General features: G+C 52.3%; 11 protein-coding genes, 9 tRNA genes and 1 pseudogene. 19 read left to right on the top strand and 2 right to left on the bottom strand.

Translation table 11 applies throughout. The annotated features are described in order from the left end of the window. Positions 1-57: 57 nt before the first annotated feature. A pseudogene (nagE, locus tag LQ901_RS02915) lies at positions 58-1,560 on the bottom strand (N-acetylglucosamine-specific PTS transporter subunit IIBC); the annotation flags it as partial. A gap of 337 nt (positions 1,561-1,897) precedes the next feature. Here nagE and nagB point away from each other — a divergent pair. The 15 genes from nagB (at position 1,898) to LQ901_RS02840 (ending at position 10,990) form a co-directional block, all read left to right on the top strand. Further along, positions 1,898-2,698 carry a glucosamine-6-phosphate deaminase gene (gene nagB / locus LQ901_RS02910; protein WP_010864252.1) on the top strand — a complete coding sequence of 267 codons (801 nt, stop codon included), beginning with the start codon at positions 1,898-1,900 and terminating at the stop codon, positions 2,696-2,698. Positions 2,699-2,709: 11 nt separating this feature from the next. Further along, positions 2,710-3,849 (top strand): N-acetylglucosamine-6-phosphate deacetylase, encoded by a 1,140-nt coding sequence (gene nagA, locus LQ901_RS02905; protein ID WP_039045535.1) that lies wholly within the window; start codon positions 2,710-2,712, stop codon positions 3,847-3,849. A 3-nt stretch (positions 3,850-3,852) separates the two neighbouring features. Continuing rightward, entirely contained in the window at positions 3,853-5,070 is a 1,218-nt protein-coding gene (locus LQ901_RS02900; protein ID WP_010864254.1) for an ROK family protein, read from the top strand. A 112-nt stretch (positions 5,071-5,182) separates the two neighbouring features. Next, a complete protein-coding gene (locus LQ901_RS02895) occupies positions 5,183-5,932 on the top strand; it encodes an HAD-IIA family hydrolase (protein WP_010864255.1) in 750 nt (249 codons plus the stop codon). Positions 5,933-6,056: 124 nt separating this feature from the next. After that, entirely contained in the window at positions 6,057-7,706 is a 1,650-nt protein-coding gene (locus LQ901_RS02890) for a cation:proton antiporter family protein (protein WP_064978063.1), read from the top strand. 154 nt (positions 7,707-7,860) lie between these two features. Beyond that, positions 7,861-9,531, top strand: coding sequence for an asparagine synthase B (gene asnB, locus LQ901_RS02885; RefSeq protein ID WP_064978064.1), 1,671 nt, complete (start codon positions 7,861-7,863; stop codon positions 9,529-9,531). Positions 9,532-10,058: 527 nt separating this feature from the next. Beyond that, a tRNA-Met gene (locus LQ901_RS02880) sits at positions 10,059-10,135 on the top strand. Positions 10,136-10,147: 12 nt separating this feature from the next. Continuing rightward, positions 10,148-10,232: transfer RNA gene (locus LQ901_RS02875), tRNA-Leu, on the top strand. 34 nt (positions 10,233-10,266) lie between these two features. Then, a tRNA-Gln gene (locus LQ901_RS02870) sits at positions 10,267-10,341 on the top strand. 48 nt (positions 10,342-10,389) lie between these two features. Further along, positions 10,390-10,466: transfer RNA gene (locus tag LQ901_RS02865), tRNA-Met, on the top strand. Between the two features lie 22 nt (positions 10,467-10,488). Further along, a tRNA-Gln gene (locus LQ901_RS02860) sits at positions 10,489-10,563 on the top strand. Positions 10,564-10,588: 25 nt separating this feature from the next. Further along, a tRNA-Gln gene (locus tag LQ901_RS02855) sits at positions 10,589-10,663 on the top strand. A gap of 59 nt (positions 10,664-10,722) precedes the next feature. Further along, positions 10,723-10,799, top strand: a tRNA-Met gene (locus LQ901_RS02850). Positions 10,800-10,818: 19 nt separating this feature from the next. After that, positions 10,819-10,893 (top strand) — tRNA-Gln (locus tag LQ901_RS02845). A 22-nt stretch (positions 10,894-10,915) separates the two neighbouring features. After that, a tRNA-Gln gene (locus LQ901_RS02840) sits at positions 10,916-10,990 on the top strand. A 284-nt stretch (positions 10,991-11,274) separates the two neighbouring features. Here LQ901_RS02840 and ubiF read toward each other — a convergent pair. Then, the gene (gene ubiF / locus LQ901_RS02835) at positions 11,275-12,462 is read right to left on the bottom strand and encodes a 3-demethoxyubiquinol 3-hydroxylase (RefSeq protein ID WP_112866420.1); all 1,188 of its coding nucleotides are present in this window, start codon (positions 12,460-12,462) and stop codon (positions 11,275-11,277) included. 304 nt (positions 12,463-12,766) lie between these two features. On the opposite strand from ubiF, the gene miaB reads away from it, so the two are divergent. From miaB to corC, 4 genes are all read left to right on the top strand, one after another. Beyond that, on the top strand, positions 12,767-14,191 hold the full coding sequence (gene miaB, locus LQ901_RS02830; RefSeq protein WP_039045532.1) for a tRNA (N6-isopentenyl adenosine(37)-C2)-methylthiotransferase MiaB: 1,425 nt from the start codon (positions 12,767-12,769) through the stop codon (positions 14,189-14,191). Positions 14,192-14,252: 61 nt separating this feature from the next. Next, positions 14,253-15,359, top strand: a complete 1,107-nt coding sequence (locus tag LQ901_RS02825; RefSeq protein ID WP_233671958.1) for a PhoH family protein — start codon at positions 14,253-14,255, stop codon at positions 15,357-15,359. Continuing rightward, a complete protein-coding gene (ybeY, locus tag LQ901_RS02820) occupies positions 15,359-15,832 on the top strand; it encodes an rRNA maturation RNase YbeY (protein ID WP_112866333.1) in 474 nt (157 codons plus the stop codon). Before LQ901_RS02825 ends, ybeY begins: the two co-directional genes overlap by 1 nt. A gap of 17 nt (positions 15,833-15,849) precedes the next feature. Beyond that, a complete protein-coding gene (gene corC, locus LQ901_RS02815; protein WP_010864262.1) occupies positions 15,850-16,728 on the top strand; it encodes a CNNM family magnesium/cobalt transport protein CorC in 879 nt (292 codons plus the stop codon). The last annotated feature ends 4 nt before the right edge of the window (positions 16,729-16,732 follow it).

The following is a 16,732-nucleotide window of genomic DNA, read 5'->3' as shown; positions in this document are numbered from 1 at the left end:
CGGCCCCAAAGGGACCGGGAAATCACAACTAAACAAAGATAGAGATAAAACGGATTACGCTTTTACGGTAGGAATGCTGATGTTGCTCAGATCTTCAGTCGCAGGGATGCGCTTCATTTCTGTCGCGATGATTTCAGCTTGTGGGCCCAGAATAATCTGCAGATTGTTCTCACCCAGTTTCACCACACCTTTCGCGCCCAGCGCTTTCAGTACACGCTCATCAGCGATGCTGCGGTCTTTCATGGTCAGACGCAGACGAGTGATACAAGCATCGATAGTGGTCAGGTTGGCATGGCCGCCCAGCGCTTTCAGATACTTTTTCGCCAGCTCTTGGTTGTCAGTGCTGTGCACAGTTTCAACCAGCTCTTCGTCTTCGTCATCTTCACGGCCTGGAGTTTTCAGGTTGAACTTAACGATAGCGAAGCGGAACACGAAGTAGTACACCGCGGAGAAGGCAAAGCCTTGCAGAACCAGCATGTACCACTGAGTGGCCAGCGGGTTACGTGAAGACAGCACCATATCCACCAGACCCGCACTGAAGCCAAAGCCTGCAATCCAATGCATGGAAGCAGCGATGAATACAGAGATACCGGTCAACAGCGCGTGGATCACATACAGAACCGGCGCTACGAACATGAAGGAGAATTCCAGCGGCTCAGTTACACCGGTGAAGAACGCAGCGAACGCAGCAGCCAGCATGATGGACGCAACTTTCTCGCGGTTTTCACGCTTAGCCGTGTGGTAAATCGCCAATGCAGCGCCCGGCAAACCGAACATCATGATTGGGAAGAAACCAGCCTGGTACATACCAGTCACACCCAGCACCGCTTTACCGGCGTCGATAGATGCCTGACCGCCCAAGAAGTTAGGGATGTCGTTAATACCGGCAACGTCGAACCAGAACACGGAGTTCAGTGCGTGGTGCAGACCAACAGGGATCAGCAGACGGTTGAAGAATGCATAGATACCTGCACCTACAGCGCCCATACCCTGGATGCCTTCACCGAAGCTTACCAGACCGTTATAAATCACCGGCCATACGTACATCAGTACGAAGGCAACAGCAATCATCAGGAAAGAAGTCAGGATTGGAACCAGACGACGGCCGCTGAAGAACGCCAGCGCTTTGTGCAGTTCTACAGTGCTATAGCGGTTATACAGCTCAGCAGAGATGATACCGACCAGAATACCGATAAACTGGTTGTTGATCTTACCGAACGCTGCCGGTACCTGATCCATTGGGATACCCTGGATCTGGGAAACTGCCCCCGGAGACAGCAGCGTAGTCAGGACTAAGTAGCCCACGAAACCGGTCAGTGCCGCAGCACCGTCTTTATCTTTTGACATACCGTAAGCAACACCGACCGCAAACAGTACGGACATGTTGTCGATAATTGCCGCGCCAGACTTGATAAAGAACGCCGCCAGTGCGCTGTTACCACCCCAAGCTACCGGGTCAATCCAGTAACCGACCCCCATCAAAATTGCAGCAGCAGGCAAAGTGGCAACTGGTACCATCAATGCACGGCCGACTCTCTGTAAGTATCCTAGAATATTCACGTTGGTATCCCCTATTTCGGTTTCCAAACCTAATTATTTCTGCCTTCCAGCTCTCTACCCGTCGCTACTCAGTTTTGGTTATGAAACGAGTCACACAAGCAAAACTGAATGTTTCCACACACCTTTTATTTGGTATGACCGAGTGTAAGAGTTTTATTTTGCCTCGCAAATTAAAACCACCTTGTTTGTGATCACAATCACCGCAATGGGGTAATAAACAGGCAATTTGCTAGCCAGATCATAAAACTTATTTTATCATCCAAAACATGCTCAGGTTTGCGATAAGCTCACTCACAACACGGTTTTACTCAATTCAGGTTAGTTTAAGAGGTGTACAATGCGCTTAATTCCGCTATCAACAGCCAAGGACGTTGGATTATGGTCAGCCCGTTACATTGCCGACCGCATTAATGCCTTTAAACCCACAGCTGAGCGTCCGTTCGTATTAGGTTTGCCGACCGGTGGTACACCGCTGGCAACCTATAAGCGCTTGATCGAGCTGCATAAAGCCGGTGAAGTGAGCTTTGCTAATGTCGTAACCTTCAACATGGATGAATACGTTGGTTTACCGGAAGATCATCCGGAAAGCTACCATTCTTTCATGCATCGCAATTTCTTCGACCACGTTGATATTAAACCAGAAAATATTAACCTGCTCGACGGTAATGCTGCAGATGTTCATGCTGAATGCCGCCGGTACGAAGAGAAAATTAAGTCCTACGGTAAAATCAATTTGTTTATGGGCGGTGTCGGCAACGATGGCCACATTGCCTTTAACGAACCGGCGTCTTCTCTGGCTTCACGTACACGGATCAAGACCCTGACCGAAGATACCCGTATCGCCAACTCCCGTTTCTTTAACGGTGACATGACTCAGGTACCTAAGTACTCCCTGACTGTCGGTGTCGGCACTTTGCTGGACTCCGAAGAGATCATGATCCTGGTTACCGGCCATGCCAAAGCGCTGGCGCTGCAAGCTGCCGTTGAAGGCTGCGTCAACCACCTGTGGACGATTTCCGCTCTGCAACTGCATCCGAAGTCCATGATCGTCTGTGACGAGCCTTCAACCATGGAGCTGAAAGTCAAAACGGTTAAATACTTCCGTGAGCTTGAAGCGGCCAACATCAACAATATTTAAGAAGGTCATCTATGAAATATGCCCTGACAAATTGCCGTGTTTACTCCGGCTATGACATTCTGGATAACCATGCGGTTATCATTAACGGTGACGTCATCGAGTCAGTCTGCCCGTTGAGCGAACTGCCGGCGGGGATCGCAACCGTCGATCTGGATGGCGCCAACGTCAGCCCGGGTTTCATTGATGTCCAGCTGAACGGCTGTGGCGGCGTGATGCTGAACGATGCCGTGACCGAAGAAACCTTGCATATCATGCAGCGCGCCAACCTGAAATCCGGTTGCACCAGCTATCTGCCAACCTTGATCACTACCAGCGATAGCGAAATGAAAACCGCCATCGCCGTGATGGAAAGCTATCTGCAAGCGCACAAAAACCAAGCGTTGGGTCTGCACCTAGAAGGGCCATACCTGAATATCCTGAAAAAAGGGATTCACAGCCCAGACTTCATTCGCCCAGCGGATGAAGCAATGGTGGACTATATCTGCGAGCACGCCGATGCGGTGACCAAAGTCACCTTGGCGCCAGAACTAGCACCCGCTAGTCTGATTGGTAAGCTGGTCGACTCCGGCATTGTGGTTTCCGGTGGCCACACCAACGCCAGCTACGCCGAAGCCCGTGCCGGCTTTGCTGCTGGCGTGAGTTTCACCACCCACCTGTTCAACGCCATGCCGCCAATCACTGGCCGTGAGCCGGGTATGGTTGGCGCGATATTGGACACTCCAGATGTGTACACCGGCATTATTGCTGACGGTTTCCACGTTTCTTGGTCCAACATCCGTCTGGCGCACAAAATGAAAGGCGAGAAACTGGTTCTCGTGACGGACGCCACAGCTCCAGCAGGCGCTAACATTGACCACTTCATTTTCGTCGGTAAAAAAGTATATTACCGTGATGGGAAGTGTGTAGATGAAAACGGCACTCTGGGCGGCTCCGCACTGACCATGATCGAAGCAGTACAAAACTGCGTCGAGCACATCGGCATCGCACTGGATGAAGCACTGCGTATGGCCACTTTGTATCCGGCACGCGCCATTAACGTGGCAGACCGCTTAGGTCAGATTAAAGCCGGCAAAGTTGCCAACATAACGGTGTTTGATCGTGACTTTACAGTCAAGGCGACCATCGTTAACGGACAGCTTGAGCGGCACTAAACTATGAGCACTGGCGGACAAATTGGTAACGTAGATCTGGTTAAACAACTCAATAGCGCAGCGGTATACCGCCTGATAGACCAGCAAGGGCCTATTTCGCGGATCCAAGTCGCTGATCACAGCCAACTTGCTCCGGCCAGTGTCACTAAGATTACCCGCCAGCTTCTTGAGCGCGGACTGATCAAAGAGGTTGAACAACAAGCGTCAACCGGCGGTCGCCGCGCTATTTCCATCGTCACCGAAACCCGGCCATTCCACTCAATTGCCGTGCGTTTAGGTCGCCGCGATGCCACGATTTCGCTCTACGACCTCAGCAGTAAATCACTGGCCGAAGAGCACTTTATCTTGCTCCAACACGATCAGGCACAGCTGGAAAAAGAGCTGATTGAACTGATTGAGCAGTTTATTGCTACCCACCAGCGTAAAATTCGTCAACTGATTGCCATGTCCATCACCCTACCCGGCTTAGTCGACCCCGACACCGGTGTGGTGGAATACATGCCGCATGTTAGCGTGCAACACTGGCCGCTGGCCGATATCTTAAGTCGCCACTTTGAAGTCAGCTGTTTTGTCGGTAACGATGTGCGCAGTTTGGCTCTAGCTGAGCACTACTTTGGTGCCAGCCGCGATTGCGAAGACTCCATTTTGATTCGTCTGCATCGGGGTACCGGTGCCGGTATTATTGTGCATGGCCAGATTTTCCTCGGCTATAACCGTAACGTTGGCGAAATTGGCCACATCCAGATTGATCCGCTCGGACCTCGCTGTCACTGCGGTAACTTTGGTTGCTTAGAAACCATCGCTGCCAACAGCGCCATCGAACAGCGCGCACGTGAATTGCTGCAAGCCGGTTACCCAAGTAAATTGCTCAATGCTGACGATCTGAATATCTACAGCATTTGTCACGCGGCCAATAAGGGCGATTTACTGGCGGTGGAGCTGATTGAACAAGTGGGCCGCAAACTCGGTCAGGCGATTGCCATTACAGTGAACCTGTTCAATCCGCAAAAAGTGATCATCGCAGGGGAAATTACCGAAGCGCAAAAAGTGCTGTTCCCTGCCATTGAAGCCTGTATTCAGACTCAATCACTCAAAGAATTCCGGCAAAAACTGTCGGTGGTCGCCTCCGAGCTGTATGACAAGCCGACCATCGGTGCGTTTGCCCTCATCAAGCGCTCAATGCTTAATGGTATTTTGCTACAACGTTTGCTGGAACAATAAGCTAACGGCGCAATAATTCACCGCTTTTATCCGGTTGTCATTTTCTCCGTGGTATACTCGTGGGCTGCGCATAACGCAGCCCTACACCTACCTGTGCTAATTCGGAGATGGCATGAAAAAAAGCGTGATCTGTGATATTGACGGTGTGTTACTGCACGACAATACCGCCGTACCCGGAGCAAAAGAATTCCTACATCGCCTGCTCGAGCAAGAAACCCCGCTGGTGATCCTAACCAACTATCCCGTACAAACCGCGCAGGATCTGGCTAACCGCTTTCATTCCGCTGGCCTTGATGTCCCAGAAAGTGTGTTCTATACCGCCGGTATGGCGACCGCCGATTTTCTGCGTCGTCAGGAAGGGAAAAAAGCGTTTGTCATCGGTGAAGGCGCCTTAATTCACGAACTGTATAAGGCCGGTTTTACCATCACCGATATCAACCCCGATTTCGTTATTGTGGGCGAAACCCGCTCCTACAACTGGGATATGATCCATAAAGCCGCGCGCTTTGTGGCTAATGGTGCGCGTTTTATTGCCACCAACCCCGATACCCACGGGCCTAGTTACGCCCCAGCCTGCGGTGCGCTGTGCGCCCCAATTGAAAAAATCACCGGCCGCAAGCCGTTTTTCGTCGGCAAACCAAGTCCGTGGATTATCCGTGCCGCGCTGAACAAGATGCAGGCGCACTCCGAAAACACCCTGATCATCGGCGATAACTTGCGTACCGATATTCTGGCAGGCTTTCAGGCCGGTCTGGAGACCGTTTTGGTGCTCTCTGGGGTATCTAAGCATGCCGATATCGAGACCATGCCGTTTAGGCCGAATCATGTTTTTGATTCAGTGGCTGACATCGATATTTTATAATCACAAACACCGCGCTAACGCGGTGTTTTGTTAAGGGCCTTATCGCCATGCACTAACATTCAATGCAACGGCTTGATTAATCTCTAATGGACAGGTCAGTGTCTCTGACCCTGCAAAGGAACGCATGATAGATTCTCAACTCCTGCTACTCATCAGTATTGCTTTTTTTGCCGGCTTTGCAGTGCAACGTGTCGGCTTACCTCCGCTCATCGGTTTTTTAGTGGCCGGTTTTGGCCTGAATGTCGCGGGTTTCAGTGCCGGTAGCCCTCTGAGCGCTCTGGCTGATCTCGGGGTAACGTTGCTGCTGTTTACCATCGGCCTCAAGCTGGATATCCGGCTGTTGATGCGCCGCGAAGTGCTGGTCGGCGCCAGTGGCTACACCCTGCTGTCATCCTTAAGTGTGGCGTTGGTTTTGACCTTGTTGAAGGTCACCACCTTGCTGCTGGTAATGCAGTTGGATTTTTCTAACGCTCTGCTGCTCGGCTTTGCGTTAAGTTTTTCCTCTACGGTACTGGCCGTCAAAGCCATGCAAGAGCGTGGAGAGCTGCTCAGTACCTATGGCCGATTAGCCCTTGGGATCTTAGTTATTCAAGATCTGTTCGCCGTCATCTTCTTAAGTGCCTCTACCGGTAAATTACCGCATCCGTGGGCGGCGTTACTGCTGCTGTTGCCACTGTGTCGTCCTGTGCTATATCGGCTGCTGGATAAACTCGGCCACGATGAGATTTTGGTGCTGGGTGGCATTTTCCTTGCTCTGATCCCAGGGGCGGCTCTGTTTAGCTGGTGTGGCTTGAAACCGGATCTGGGCGCGCTGATTATCGGGATGCTGTTTGCCGGTCATTCTCGCGCATCGGAACTGTCTAAATCGCTGTTCAATCTGCGCGAACTGTTCTTAATCTGCTTTTTCCTGCAAATCGGTCTTGAGGAGATCCCAAGCTGGCAAGGCTTAGGTATGGCGGTGTTACTGCTGTTTTTATTGCCAGTCAAAGCGGCGCTCTACTATCTGGCCGCACGTCTGTTTCGGTTTCGGATCCGTACCAGCTTACAGCTGGCGATGACCTTGTGTAACTACAGTGAATTTGGCCTGATTGTCGGCGGTATTGCCGTACGCCAAGGGTTACTCAGCAGCAGCTGGTTGGTGGTGCTGGCACTGACGACCGCGCTGTCATTCCTGATTTCTGTACCACTGAACAAGATGACCGATCGCTTGTATGCCATTTTACGCAAGCAGGCGAAACCAGATGAAAACCGCAATCTGCACCCTGATGACCGCCTGATTGACCCCGGCGATGCGCAAATCCTGGTTCTCGGCATGGGGCGCATTGGCTCTGGGGCTTATGATGAGCTGCGCGAGCGTTATGGCGATATTTTGCTCGGTATCGAGTCCAACCCCGAAAGCGTGCTCGCACATCGGCAAAGCGGACGTAACGTAATTCAAGGCGATGCCACTGACCCTGATTTTTGGGAGCGCGTACGACCGCGCGGCAATGTGAAGTTAATCTTGCTGGCGATGCCACACTGGCAAGTGAACCATTTTGCGCTGGATCACCTGCACCATCGTCAATTTACCGGCCGTATTGCCGCCATTGCCGAATACCAAGATGAAGTGGAAAAGCTAACCGGTGACGGTGTCCACGCCGCATTCAATATCTATAACGAAGCCGGTAGTGGTTTTGCTCGCCACGTGATCAGCCATTTATCCACCGATCAACTTTTTGGCCGTTTTGATGAGGATACGATAAAAACGCCAGCGGTAAGGATAACCAATATCTAACTAAACTCATTTATGGATGAAGATTCATCAATCAAGGTCAGAAAAAATGCTTGCAAAAATTCTGCGCCTTGGCACATTGAATGAACAAAACCTGTACGGCTCAGCTCCGATAGGTGAGCCGGTTTAAAAGATCGCAACTGCAAGGAAAGAAAGTATGTGTTCGATTTTTGGTATTTTAGAGCTGAAGTCTGATCCCAGTGAGCTGCGCAAAAAAGCCCTGGAGATGTCCAAATTACTGCGTCACCGTGGGCCAGACTGGTCCGGGATCTATGCCACAGACAAAGCCATCTTAGCGCACGAGCGCTTGGCGATTGTCGATGTGAATAACGGAGCTCAGCCACTGTTTAATGCCGAAAAGACCCACATCCTTGCGGTAAACGGTGAGATCTACAACCACAAAGCGCTGCGTGCCGCGCAGCCAGACTACGCGTTCCAAACTGATTCGGATTGCGAAGTGATTTTGTCACTGTATCAGCAGAATGGTCCTGACTTCCTTGACCAGCTGTACGGCATGTTTGCGTTTGTACTGTATGACGCCGAGCAAGATGCCTACCTGATTGGGCGCGATCATATCGGTATCATCCCGCTGTACATGGGGTATGACGAGCACGGTAACCTGTATGTGGCCTCTGAGATGAAAGCGCTGGTGCCGGTGTGCCGCACCATCAAAGAATTCCCAGCAGGCTCATATCTGTGGAGCAAAGACGGTGAGATCCGCCGTTACTATCAACGTGACTGGATGGAGTACGATGCGGTTAAAGATGCCGTCACCGATCCTAACCAGCTGCGTGAAGCCTTCGAAGATGCGGTGAAAAGCCATTTGATGTCTGATGTGCCGTATGGCGTATTGCTCTCTGGGGGGCTGGACTCGTCGGTGGTCTCCGCCATCACCAAAAAGTTTGCCGCCCGCCGTATTGAAGATAATGAGCAAAGCGAAGCTTGGTGGCCACAGCTGCACTCATTCGCGGTCGGACTCAAAGGCTCACCAGATCTGGCCGCCGCCCAAGAGGTCGCGAACCACCTTGGTACCGTACACCATGAGATCCATTTTACGGTGCAAGAAGGGCTGGATGCGATCCGCGATGTGATTTATCACATTGAGACCTATGATGTGACCACCATCCGCGCTTCAACTCCGATGTACCTGATGGCGCGTAAAATCAAAGCCATGGGCATTAAGATGGTGCTCTCCGGTGAAGGCTCCGATGAAGTGTTTGGTGGCTATCTCTACTTCCACAAAGCGCCTAACGCCAAAGAGCTGCACGAAGAGACCGTACGCAAATTGCTGGCCCTGCACATGTATGACTGCGCCCGCGCCAACAAAGCGATGGCCGCATGGGGTGTGGAAGCGCGCGTGCCATTCTTGGATAAACGCTTCTTAGATGTGGCCATGCGCATTAATCCGCAGGACAAAATGTGCGGCAATGGTAAAATCGAAAAGCATATCCTGCGTGAATGTTTTGCCCACTATCTGCCCGCCAGTATTGCATGGCGTCAGAAAGAGCAGTTTTCTGATGGCGTCGGTTACAGCTGGATTGACTCGCTAAAAGCGCAAGCCGAGCAGCAAGTGACCGAGCAACAGATGGCGACGGCACGTTTTCGTTTCCCTTACAACACGCCAACCACCAAGGAAGCCTACGTATACCGGGAAATCTTTGAAGAGCTGTTCCCACAACCTAGCGCAGCGGAGTGCGTGCCAGGCGGTCCATCGGTGGCCTGCTCGTCGGCTAAAGCCATTGAGTGGGATGAAGCTTTCAAAAATATGGCTGACCCATCCGGTCGCGCCGTCGCCGGTGTACACGTGGATGCCTACAAAGGCGCATAAGCCAAATAGCGCACTGACTTCACGCAATAGAACTCAGTCGCACTAAGTAACGCTCAGCAGTCCGGTCATGGTGTAATCACATCCTTAACATCGGCCGGACTGCATCAACACGCAAGACAGCTCATCGATAGACCAATTCACCCGCCACAACTTACTTAAATCAGCGCAAAAACGGATTTTCACCGTTCAAAATGCTGATTAACGCCTTTCTACATGATTCTTCGCGGCGAAAGTTGATTATCTCTTGACCATTTACATTATCGCGCTAGCGGGTAAAGTGAGAAGAGTGGAAAGTAGCGGTAAATTTGTCATGCCGAGCGCACACTTTTTCTGTGCTCTATCACACGAGTTTTGACAAACAACTGATTAATTTTTAAACTTTTCTTGTTTTTTTTTCACCAAACTGGTTGCAAGACAGGCAAACAGGGTAAAATTAGAAATCTTGGCATAAAAAAGGGTTGACGGTTTTCGCTGGGATACGCATAATGCGCCCCGCAACGCCGATGAGGTGACGCGATAAAAAAGATGGCTATGTAGCTCAGCTGGTTAGAGCACAGCACTCATAATGCTGGGGTCACAGGTTCGAATCCCGTCATAGCCACCATCTTTTTTTAGCGCGGAAGTGGCGAAATTGGTAGACGCACCAGATTTAGGTTCTGGCGCCGCAAGGTGTGTGGGTTCAAGTCCCTCCTTCCGCACCATGTCACTGATTTAGGTATTGCAGATTTACGAGATTGGGGTGTCGCCAAGCGGTAAGGCAGCGGGTTTTGATCCCGCCATGCCCAGGTTCGAATCCTGGCACCCCAGCCATCTCCTTGTTCGTTGAAAAACGGCAGAAGATGGGTGAAACAATACGATGGCTATGTAGCTCAGCTGGTTAGAGCACAGCACTCATAATGCTGGGGTCACAGGTTCGAATCCCGTCATAGCCACCATTTCACTGCGTAAATATTCTTTTGGGGTGTCGCCAAGCGGTAAGGCAGCGGGTTTTGATCCCGCCATGCCCAGGTTCGAATCCTGGCACCCCAGCCAATTTAAGTTGTATTGAATACCCGGATGGGGTGTCGCCAAGCGGTAAGGCAGCGGGTTTTGATCCCGCCATGCCCAGGTTCGAATCCTGGCACCCCAGCCATTCAATACACAGTTTCTGAAATCGTGAAAAACCGATCTTCGGGAGCACAACAGATTAATGGCTATGTAGCTCAGCTGGTTAGAGCACAGCACTCATAATGCTGGGGTCACAGGTTCGAATCCCGTCATAGCCACCATTAATTTGAAACACCTTGTTGGGGTGTCGCCAAGCGGTAAGGCAGCGGGTTTTGATCCCGCCATGCCCAGGTTCGAATCCTGGCACCCCAGCCACATTTTAAAGTGAAACACCTGTTGGGGTGTCGCCAAGCGGTAAGGCAGCGGGTTTTGATCCCGCCATGCCCAGGTTCGAATCCTGGCACCCCAGCCACTCTTCACGAAGTAAAAAGGCCTGCTTTTAGCGGGCCTTTTTGCTATCTGGCGTTCAGCTATTTCTTTCTCCCTTTCTCATTATTTGGGCTAGCCATGACTTGGCTAGGCGCTTCGGGCTGTATTTGAGCGCTGCGCGACACAAAAAAACCGGCGCTCGTGTGAGGTCGCCGGTTAGATAGGTTGTATATCCGTTCTATTTGAAGCGGCAGCAATGTTGGCTACGTTGCCGCAGCGCGCTGCCTTACCATGTTCTCTTCTTACACTGATCTTGTGCTCAGGGCGCTACAGGCCAAGCGCGTAACGCAGTGCCTGACGTTTGAGCACGCCAGACTTATCCGCAACCATCAGCCCGACATTGCGCAGCATACGCAGCGGCGGTAAATCGTTACTGAACAGGCCATAGAACAGATCCATACCCGATTGCATCAGTAAGTTATCCGGTCGACGGCGACACTCATAACGGCGCAGCACCGCCAGAGAGCCAATCTCTTCTTGATGGCTGACCGCACTGTCCAATACCTCCAGCAAGGCTTGCACATCTTTAAAGCCCAGATTGACGCCCTGCCCTGCCAGCGGATTAATGGTGTGCGCCGCATCCCCCAGCAATGCTAGTCCCGGTAACACATACTGCTGCGCATGACGACGCACCAGCGCGAACGCGCCTTTATCTAGCACCTCAAACTCGCCCAAACGCGCCGGAAAGGCTTGGCTGATAGCTTTGTGTAACTGCGCATTCGGCAATGCCGACAGCTGTTTGATGCGCGCCGGTTTGTCATACCACACCAGCGACCCATGCTGACCATACAGCGGCAAAAATGCCCGCGGGCCAGACGGATAAAAACGCTGCCACGTGGTGTCTTGCTGTGGTGCCGCGGTTTTTACCGTGACTAACAGGCAAGACTGACGATACTGCCAGCCACTTAAGCCGATACCGGCTTGGGCACGCACGCGTGATTGCGCGCCATCTGCGCCTGCGAGCAAGCGCGGTAGCCATTGACGGCCATCGGCCAAGGTCAGCCTCCAACGGTTATCCTCGCGCGTAAGGGTAAAGCCTTCGGACTCACACAGTAGCGTCACCTTTGGATGCGCCTGCAACGCTTGCCACAGAGCCAGCTGTATCACGCTGTTTTCCACGATATGACCGAGCTCGGGTAAATTGAGCTCTTGGGCTGAAAAGCGAGTCTGCGCGCCTTCCCACTCCCAGGTTTCTAAGTGGCGGTACGGACAGGTGCGCATGGCCTGAATCTGTGGCCAGACGCCTAAGCGCTGCAACAGCGCGACCGACGCCACACTGATGGCCGAAACGCGCACTTGCGGTGGCAGCTCTGCTGACCAAGGTTCGGGCTCGTGTTGTTCGAGCACGGTAACGCTGAGCCCCTGCTGCGCTGCACCAAGCGCCAAAGCCGCGCCGACCATGCCACCACCGACCACCAGCAGATCCGGTGTAAGCGTATGTTGTTGCCTGTCCATATCCATACCTGACATCTGTAAATATCATCTGTGATTATGCTTACGGTGAAGTGTACCGGATTTGCCCGCCGCACTCAGCGCCGAAGGCCACTGATTCACGAAAAAGTTCACGCCTAACTCAGACCTCGTTTTCCTACACTATGCCTTCACAGCCCCAAAAGCGGCCTTAGGTGCACAGCGGTTAAAAACCGATACGCAAACCAACTGGTCACCGGTCAGGTGAATGAGTAGAATAGTTCGCTTGCATACTGTCTGCCCGCCCCGACGGGCCGGCGTTTCACTTTGTTTTGGGCACTGAGATTCGATGACGAAGAAACTTCACATCAAAACCTGGGGCTGCCAGATGAATGAATACGATTCATCTAAAATGGCCGATCTGCTGGACTCCACTCACGGTTACCAGCTCACTGAAGAAGCAGAAGAGGCAGACGTTCTGCTGCTGAATACCTGCTCCATTCGGGAAAAAGCGCAGGAAAAAGTGTTCCATCAACTGGGACGCTGGAAAAACCTGAAAGAGAAAAACCCAGATCTGATCATCGGGGTGGGTGGTTGTGTGGCGTCACAAGAAGGCGACCATATCCGTCAGCGCGCGCCGTATGTGGATATCGTATTCGGCCCACAAACCCTGCACCGTTTGCCTGAGATGATCAATCGTCTGCGCGGCAATCGCAGCCCGATTGTGGACGTCAGCTTCCCTGAAATCGAGAAGTTTGACCGCCTGCCAGAGCCACGTGCGGAAGGCCCGACGGCATTCGTTTCTATCATGGAAGGCTGCAACAAATATTGTACTTACTGCGTGGTGCCGTATACCCGTGGTGAGGAAGTGAGCCGTCCGGCGGATGATATCTTGCTGGAAATCGCGCAATTGGCCGCACAAGGCGTGCGTGAGATTAACCTGCTGGGTCAAAACGTGAACGCGTATCGCGCCACTAACCATGATGGCAGCGAGTGCACCTTCGCCGAACTGCTGCGTTTGGTTGCTTCTATCGATGGTATCGACCGTTTGCGCTTTACCACCAGCCACCCGATCGAGTTTACTGACGACATCATCGCGGTGTACGAAGACACCCCTGAGCTGGTGAGCTTCCTGCACCTGCCGGTACAAAGCGGCTCCGATCGCATTTTGACCATGATGAAGCGTGCGCACACCGCGCTGGAATACAAATCGCTGATCCGCAAGATCCGCAAAGCGCGCCCAGGCATTCAGATCAGCTCTGACTTTATCGTCGGCTTCCCAGGTGAAACTCAGGAAGACTTCGAGCAGACCATGAAACTGATTGCCGATGTAGAATTCGACATGAGCTACAGCTTTGTCTTCTCTGCACGCCCAGGTACACCGGCAGCCGATATGCCGGATGATGTGCCGGAAGAAGAGAAAAAGCAGCGTCTGTACATTCTGCAAGAGCGCATTAACCAGCAAGCGATGCAGTTTAGCCGCCGTATGCTCGGCACCACACAGCGTATTTTGGTGGAAGGCTTGTCACGTAAGAGCGTGATGGAGCTGTCTGGCCGTACCGAGAACAACCGCGTGGTGAACTTCGAAGGTACACCGGATCTGATTGGTAAATTTGTTGATGTCGAAATCACCGATGTCAATCCGAACTCCCTGCGCGGTAAACTGCTGCGCACCGAAGATGAAATGAATCTGCGGGTCGTCGAGTCACCAGAGAGCGTGATCGCCCGTACCCGTAAGGAAGATGATTTAGGGGTTGGTACTTACGCACCTTAAATCCTCTTAAGCGCTTAACTGACACTGCCCGCGCTGCGGGCAGTAATTTAAGAGGTTGAATTTGAACAAGGTCTATACCCACGAAATTTCCCTGACCCCCGCGGATAACAAGCGTCTGCTGAGTCTGTGCGGCCCGTTTGACGACAACTTAAAACAGCTGGAGCGCCGTCTGGGCGTGGAAATTATCCGTCGAGATAACTTTTTCCAGATCTCTGGCAAACAACTGTGTGTAGAGGCGGTCAGTCAAATCCTCACGCGTTTGTATGTGGATACTGCGCCGGTCCGTGGCGTGATCCCTGATTTGGAGCCGGACCAAATCCATCTGGCCATCACCGAAAGTCGTGTGCTGGAGCAGGTCAATGCTGAGTTGCCGCAATACGGCAAAGAAGTAGTGATCAAAACCAAACGCGGTCTGATTAAGCCACGTACGCCAAATCAAGCCCATTACATTGCCAATATCCTTGGTCATGACATCACCTTCGGCGTCGGCCCAGCCGGTACCGGTAAAACCTATCTGGCGGTTGCGGCCGCAGTCGATGCCCTGGAGCGTCAAGAGATCCGTCGTATCCTGTTGACGCGTCCTGCGGTAGAAGCCGGTGAAAAACTGGGCTTCTTGCCGGGCGATCTGAGCCAGAAAGTCGACCCGTATCTGCGCCCGCTGTACGATGCGCTTTTCGAGATGCTGGGTTTTGAGCGCGTAGAAAAGCTGATTGAGCGCAACGTGATTGAAATCGCCCCGCTGGCTTACATGCGTGGCCGAACCTTGAACGATGCCTTCATCATTCTGGATGAAAGCCAGAACACCACCAGCGAACAGATGAAGATGTTCCTGACGCGGATTGGCTTTAATTCCAAAGCGGTGATCACCGGTGACGTCACGCAGGTTGACTTGCCACGTGGCCAGCGCTCTGGCTTGCGCCACGCCATTGAAGTGCTGAAGGATGTGGAAGATATCAGCTTCAACTTCCTCATGACCGAAGATATCGTGCGTCATCCGGTTGTCGCCCGTGTAGTGCAGGCCTATGAAGCGTGGGATGCACAAGACCAGCGTCACCGAGAAGAAAAGGCTGAACAGCGTCGCCTAGAAGCTTTAGCGCTGTCAGCGCCAGCAGCGACTTCGGAAGTGTCTGAAATTACAGCACTTGCTCCTACCAGTGAGAACGAATAATAATGAGCGTGGAACTCGATCTGCAGATTGCCTGTCAGAATGATACCGGTTTACCGGCCGCCGCTGACTTTCAGCGTTGGCTCGATGGCGCAGTGCTCGGCTTTCAACCGGAAGCCGAAGTTACCATCCGCATTGTGGATGAAGAAGAAAGCCATCATCTAAATTTAACCTATCGCGGCAAAGATAAGCCTACCAATGTGTTATCTTTCCCGTTTGAAGCCCCGCCAGGCATTGAACTGCCGTTGCTGGGCGATCTGATTATCTGCCGTCAGGTTGTTGAAGCCGAAGCGGTAGAGCAACAAAAGGAGCTTTCGGCCCACTGGGCTCATATGGTGGTACACGGCAGTTTGCATCTGCTGGGCTATGATCATATTGAGGACGAAGAAGCCGAAGAAATGGAGTCTTTGGAAACGGAAATCATGCAGGAGATGGGGTATCCCGATCCGTATGCTGCCGAAAAAGACCTGGATTAACTAACTAAATAGAGCACATGAGCGACGACCATTCGCAAAACACTGATGGCCCCAGTCAGAAAAAGGGATTCTTCAGTCAGCTGTTAACCCAGCTTTTTCACGGTGAACCGAAAAACCGTGATGAACTGTTTGAGGTCCTGCGGGACTCCGAGCAGAACGAGCTGATCGATCAGGAAACCCGCGAGATGATCGAGGGTGTCATGGAAATCTCCGAACTGCGTGTTCGCGATATCATGATTCCCCGTTCTCAGATCGTTACCCTGAAGGTCAACCAGTCACTGGATGAGTGTATTGACGTGATTATTCAATCCGCCCATTCACGCTTTCCGGTGATCAGCGAAGACAAAGATCATATCGAAGGCCTGCTGATGGCCAAGGATCTGCTGCCGTTTATGCGCAGCGATGCCGAGCCGTTTGCCATCAGCAAAGTGCTGCGCCCTGCCGTGGTAGTGCCAGAAAGTAAGCGGGTTGACCGCATGCTGAAGGACTTCCGCTCACAGCGCTACCACATGGCTATCGTGATCGATGAATTCGGTGGGGTGTCCGGTCTGGTAACCATCGAAGACATTCTCGAGGAGATCGTCGGCGAGATTGAAGATGAGTACGACGAAGAGGACGATCGTGATATTCGTCAGCTGAGCCGGCATACCTTTGCGGTCAATGCCCTCGCCCCGATTGACGAGTTCAATGACGCCTTTGGCACCCACTTCAGTGATGAAGAGGTCGACACTATCGGTGGTCTGATCATGCAAAGCTTCGGCCATCTTCCCGCGCGGGGAGAGCAGGTCACCATCGATGGCTATCAGTTTAAGGTCACCATGGCGGACAGCCGCCGGATAATTCAAGTGCGGGTAACCATTCCCGACGATGCCCCTCAACCTGATTTGGCTGACTGAGCTG

It is taken from the genome of Plesiomonas sp. PI-19 (assembly GCF_021368255.1).
In the GTDB taxonomy this organism is placed as follows: domain Bacteria; phylum Pseudomonadota; class Gammaproteobacteria; order Enterobacterales; family CAMTGL01; genus Plesiomonas; species Plesiomonas shigelloides.
Note: the sequence above shows the minus strand (reverse complement) of the source record. Positions and strands in the feature narration are given on the sequence as shown.

Coding starts and splice junctions, on each gene's coding strand:
- nagB (WP_010864252.1), top strand. CDS start 1,898: ATGCGCTTAATTCCGCTATCAACAGCCAAGGACGTTGGATTATGGTCA.
- nagA (WP_039045535.1), top strand. CDS start 2,710: ATGAAATATGCCCTGACAAATTGCCGTGTTTACTCCGGCTATGACATT.
- LQ901_RS02900 (WP_010864254.1), top strand. CDS start 3,853: ATGAGCACTGGCGGACAAATTGGTAACGTAGATCTGGTTAAACAACTC.
- LQ901_RS02895 (WP_010864255.1), top strand. CDS start 5,183: ATGAAAAAAAGCGTGATCTGTGATATTGACGGTGTGTTACTGCACGAC.
- LQ901_RS02890 (WP_064978063.1), top strand. CDS start 6,057: ATGATAGATTCTCAACTCCTGCTACTCATCAGTATTGCTTTTTTTGCC.
- asnB (WP_064978064.1), top strand. CDS start 7,861: ATGTGTTCGATTTTTGGTATTTTAGAGCTGAAGTCTGATCCCAGTGAG.
- ubiF (WP_112866420.1), bottom strand. CDS start 12,462: ATGGACAGGCAACAACATACGCTTACACCGGATCTGCTGGTGGTCGGT.
- miaB (WP_039045532.1), top strand. CDS start 12,767: ATGACGAAGAAACTTCACATCAAAACCTGGGGCTGCCAGATGAATGAA.
- corC (WP_010864262.1), top strand. CDS start 15,850: ATGAGCGACGACCATTCGCAAAACACTGATGGCCCCAGTCAGAAAAAG.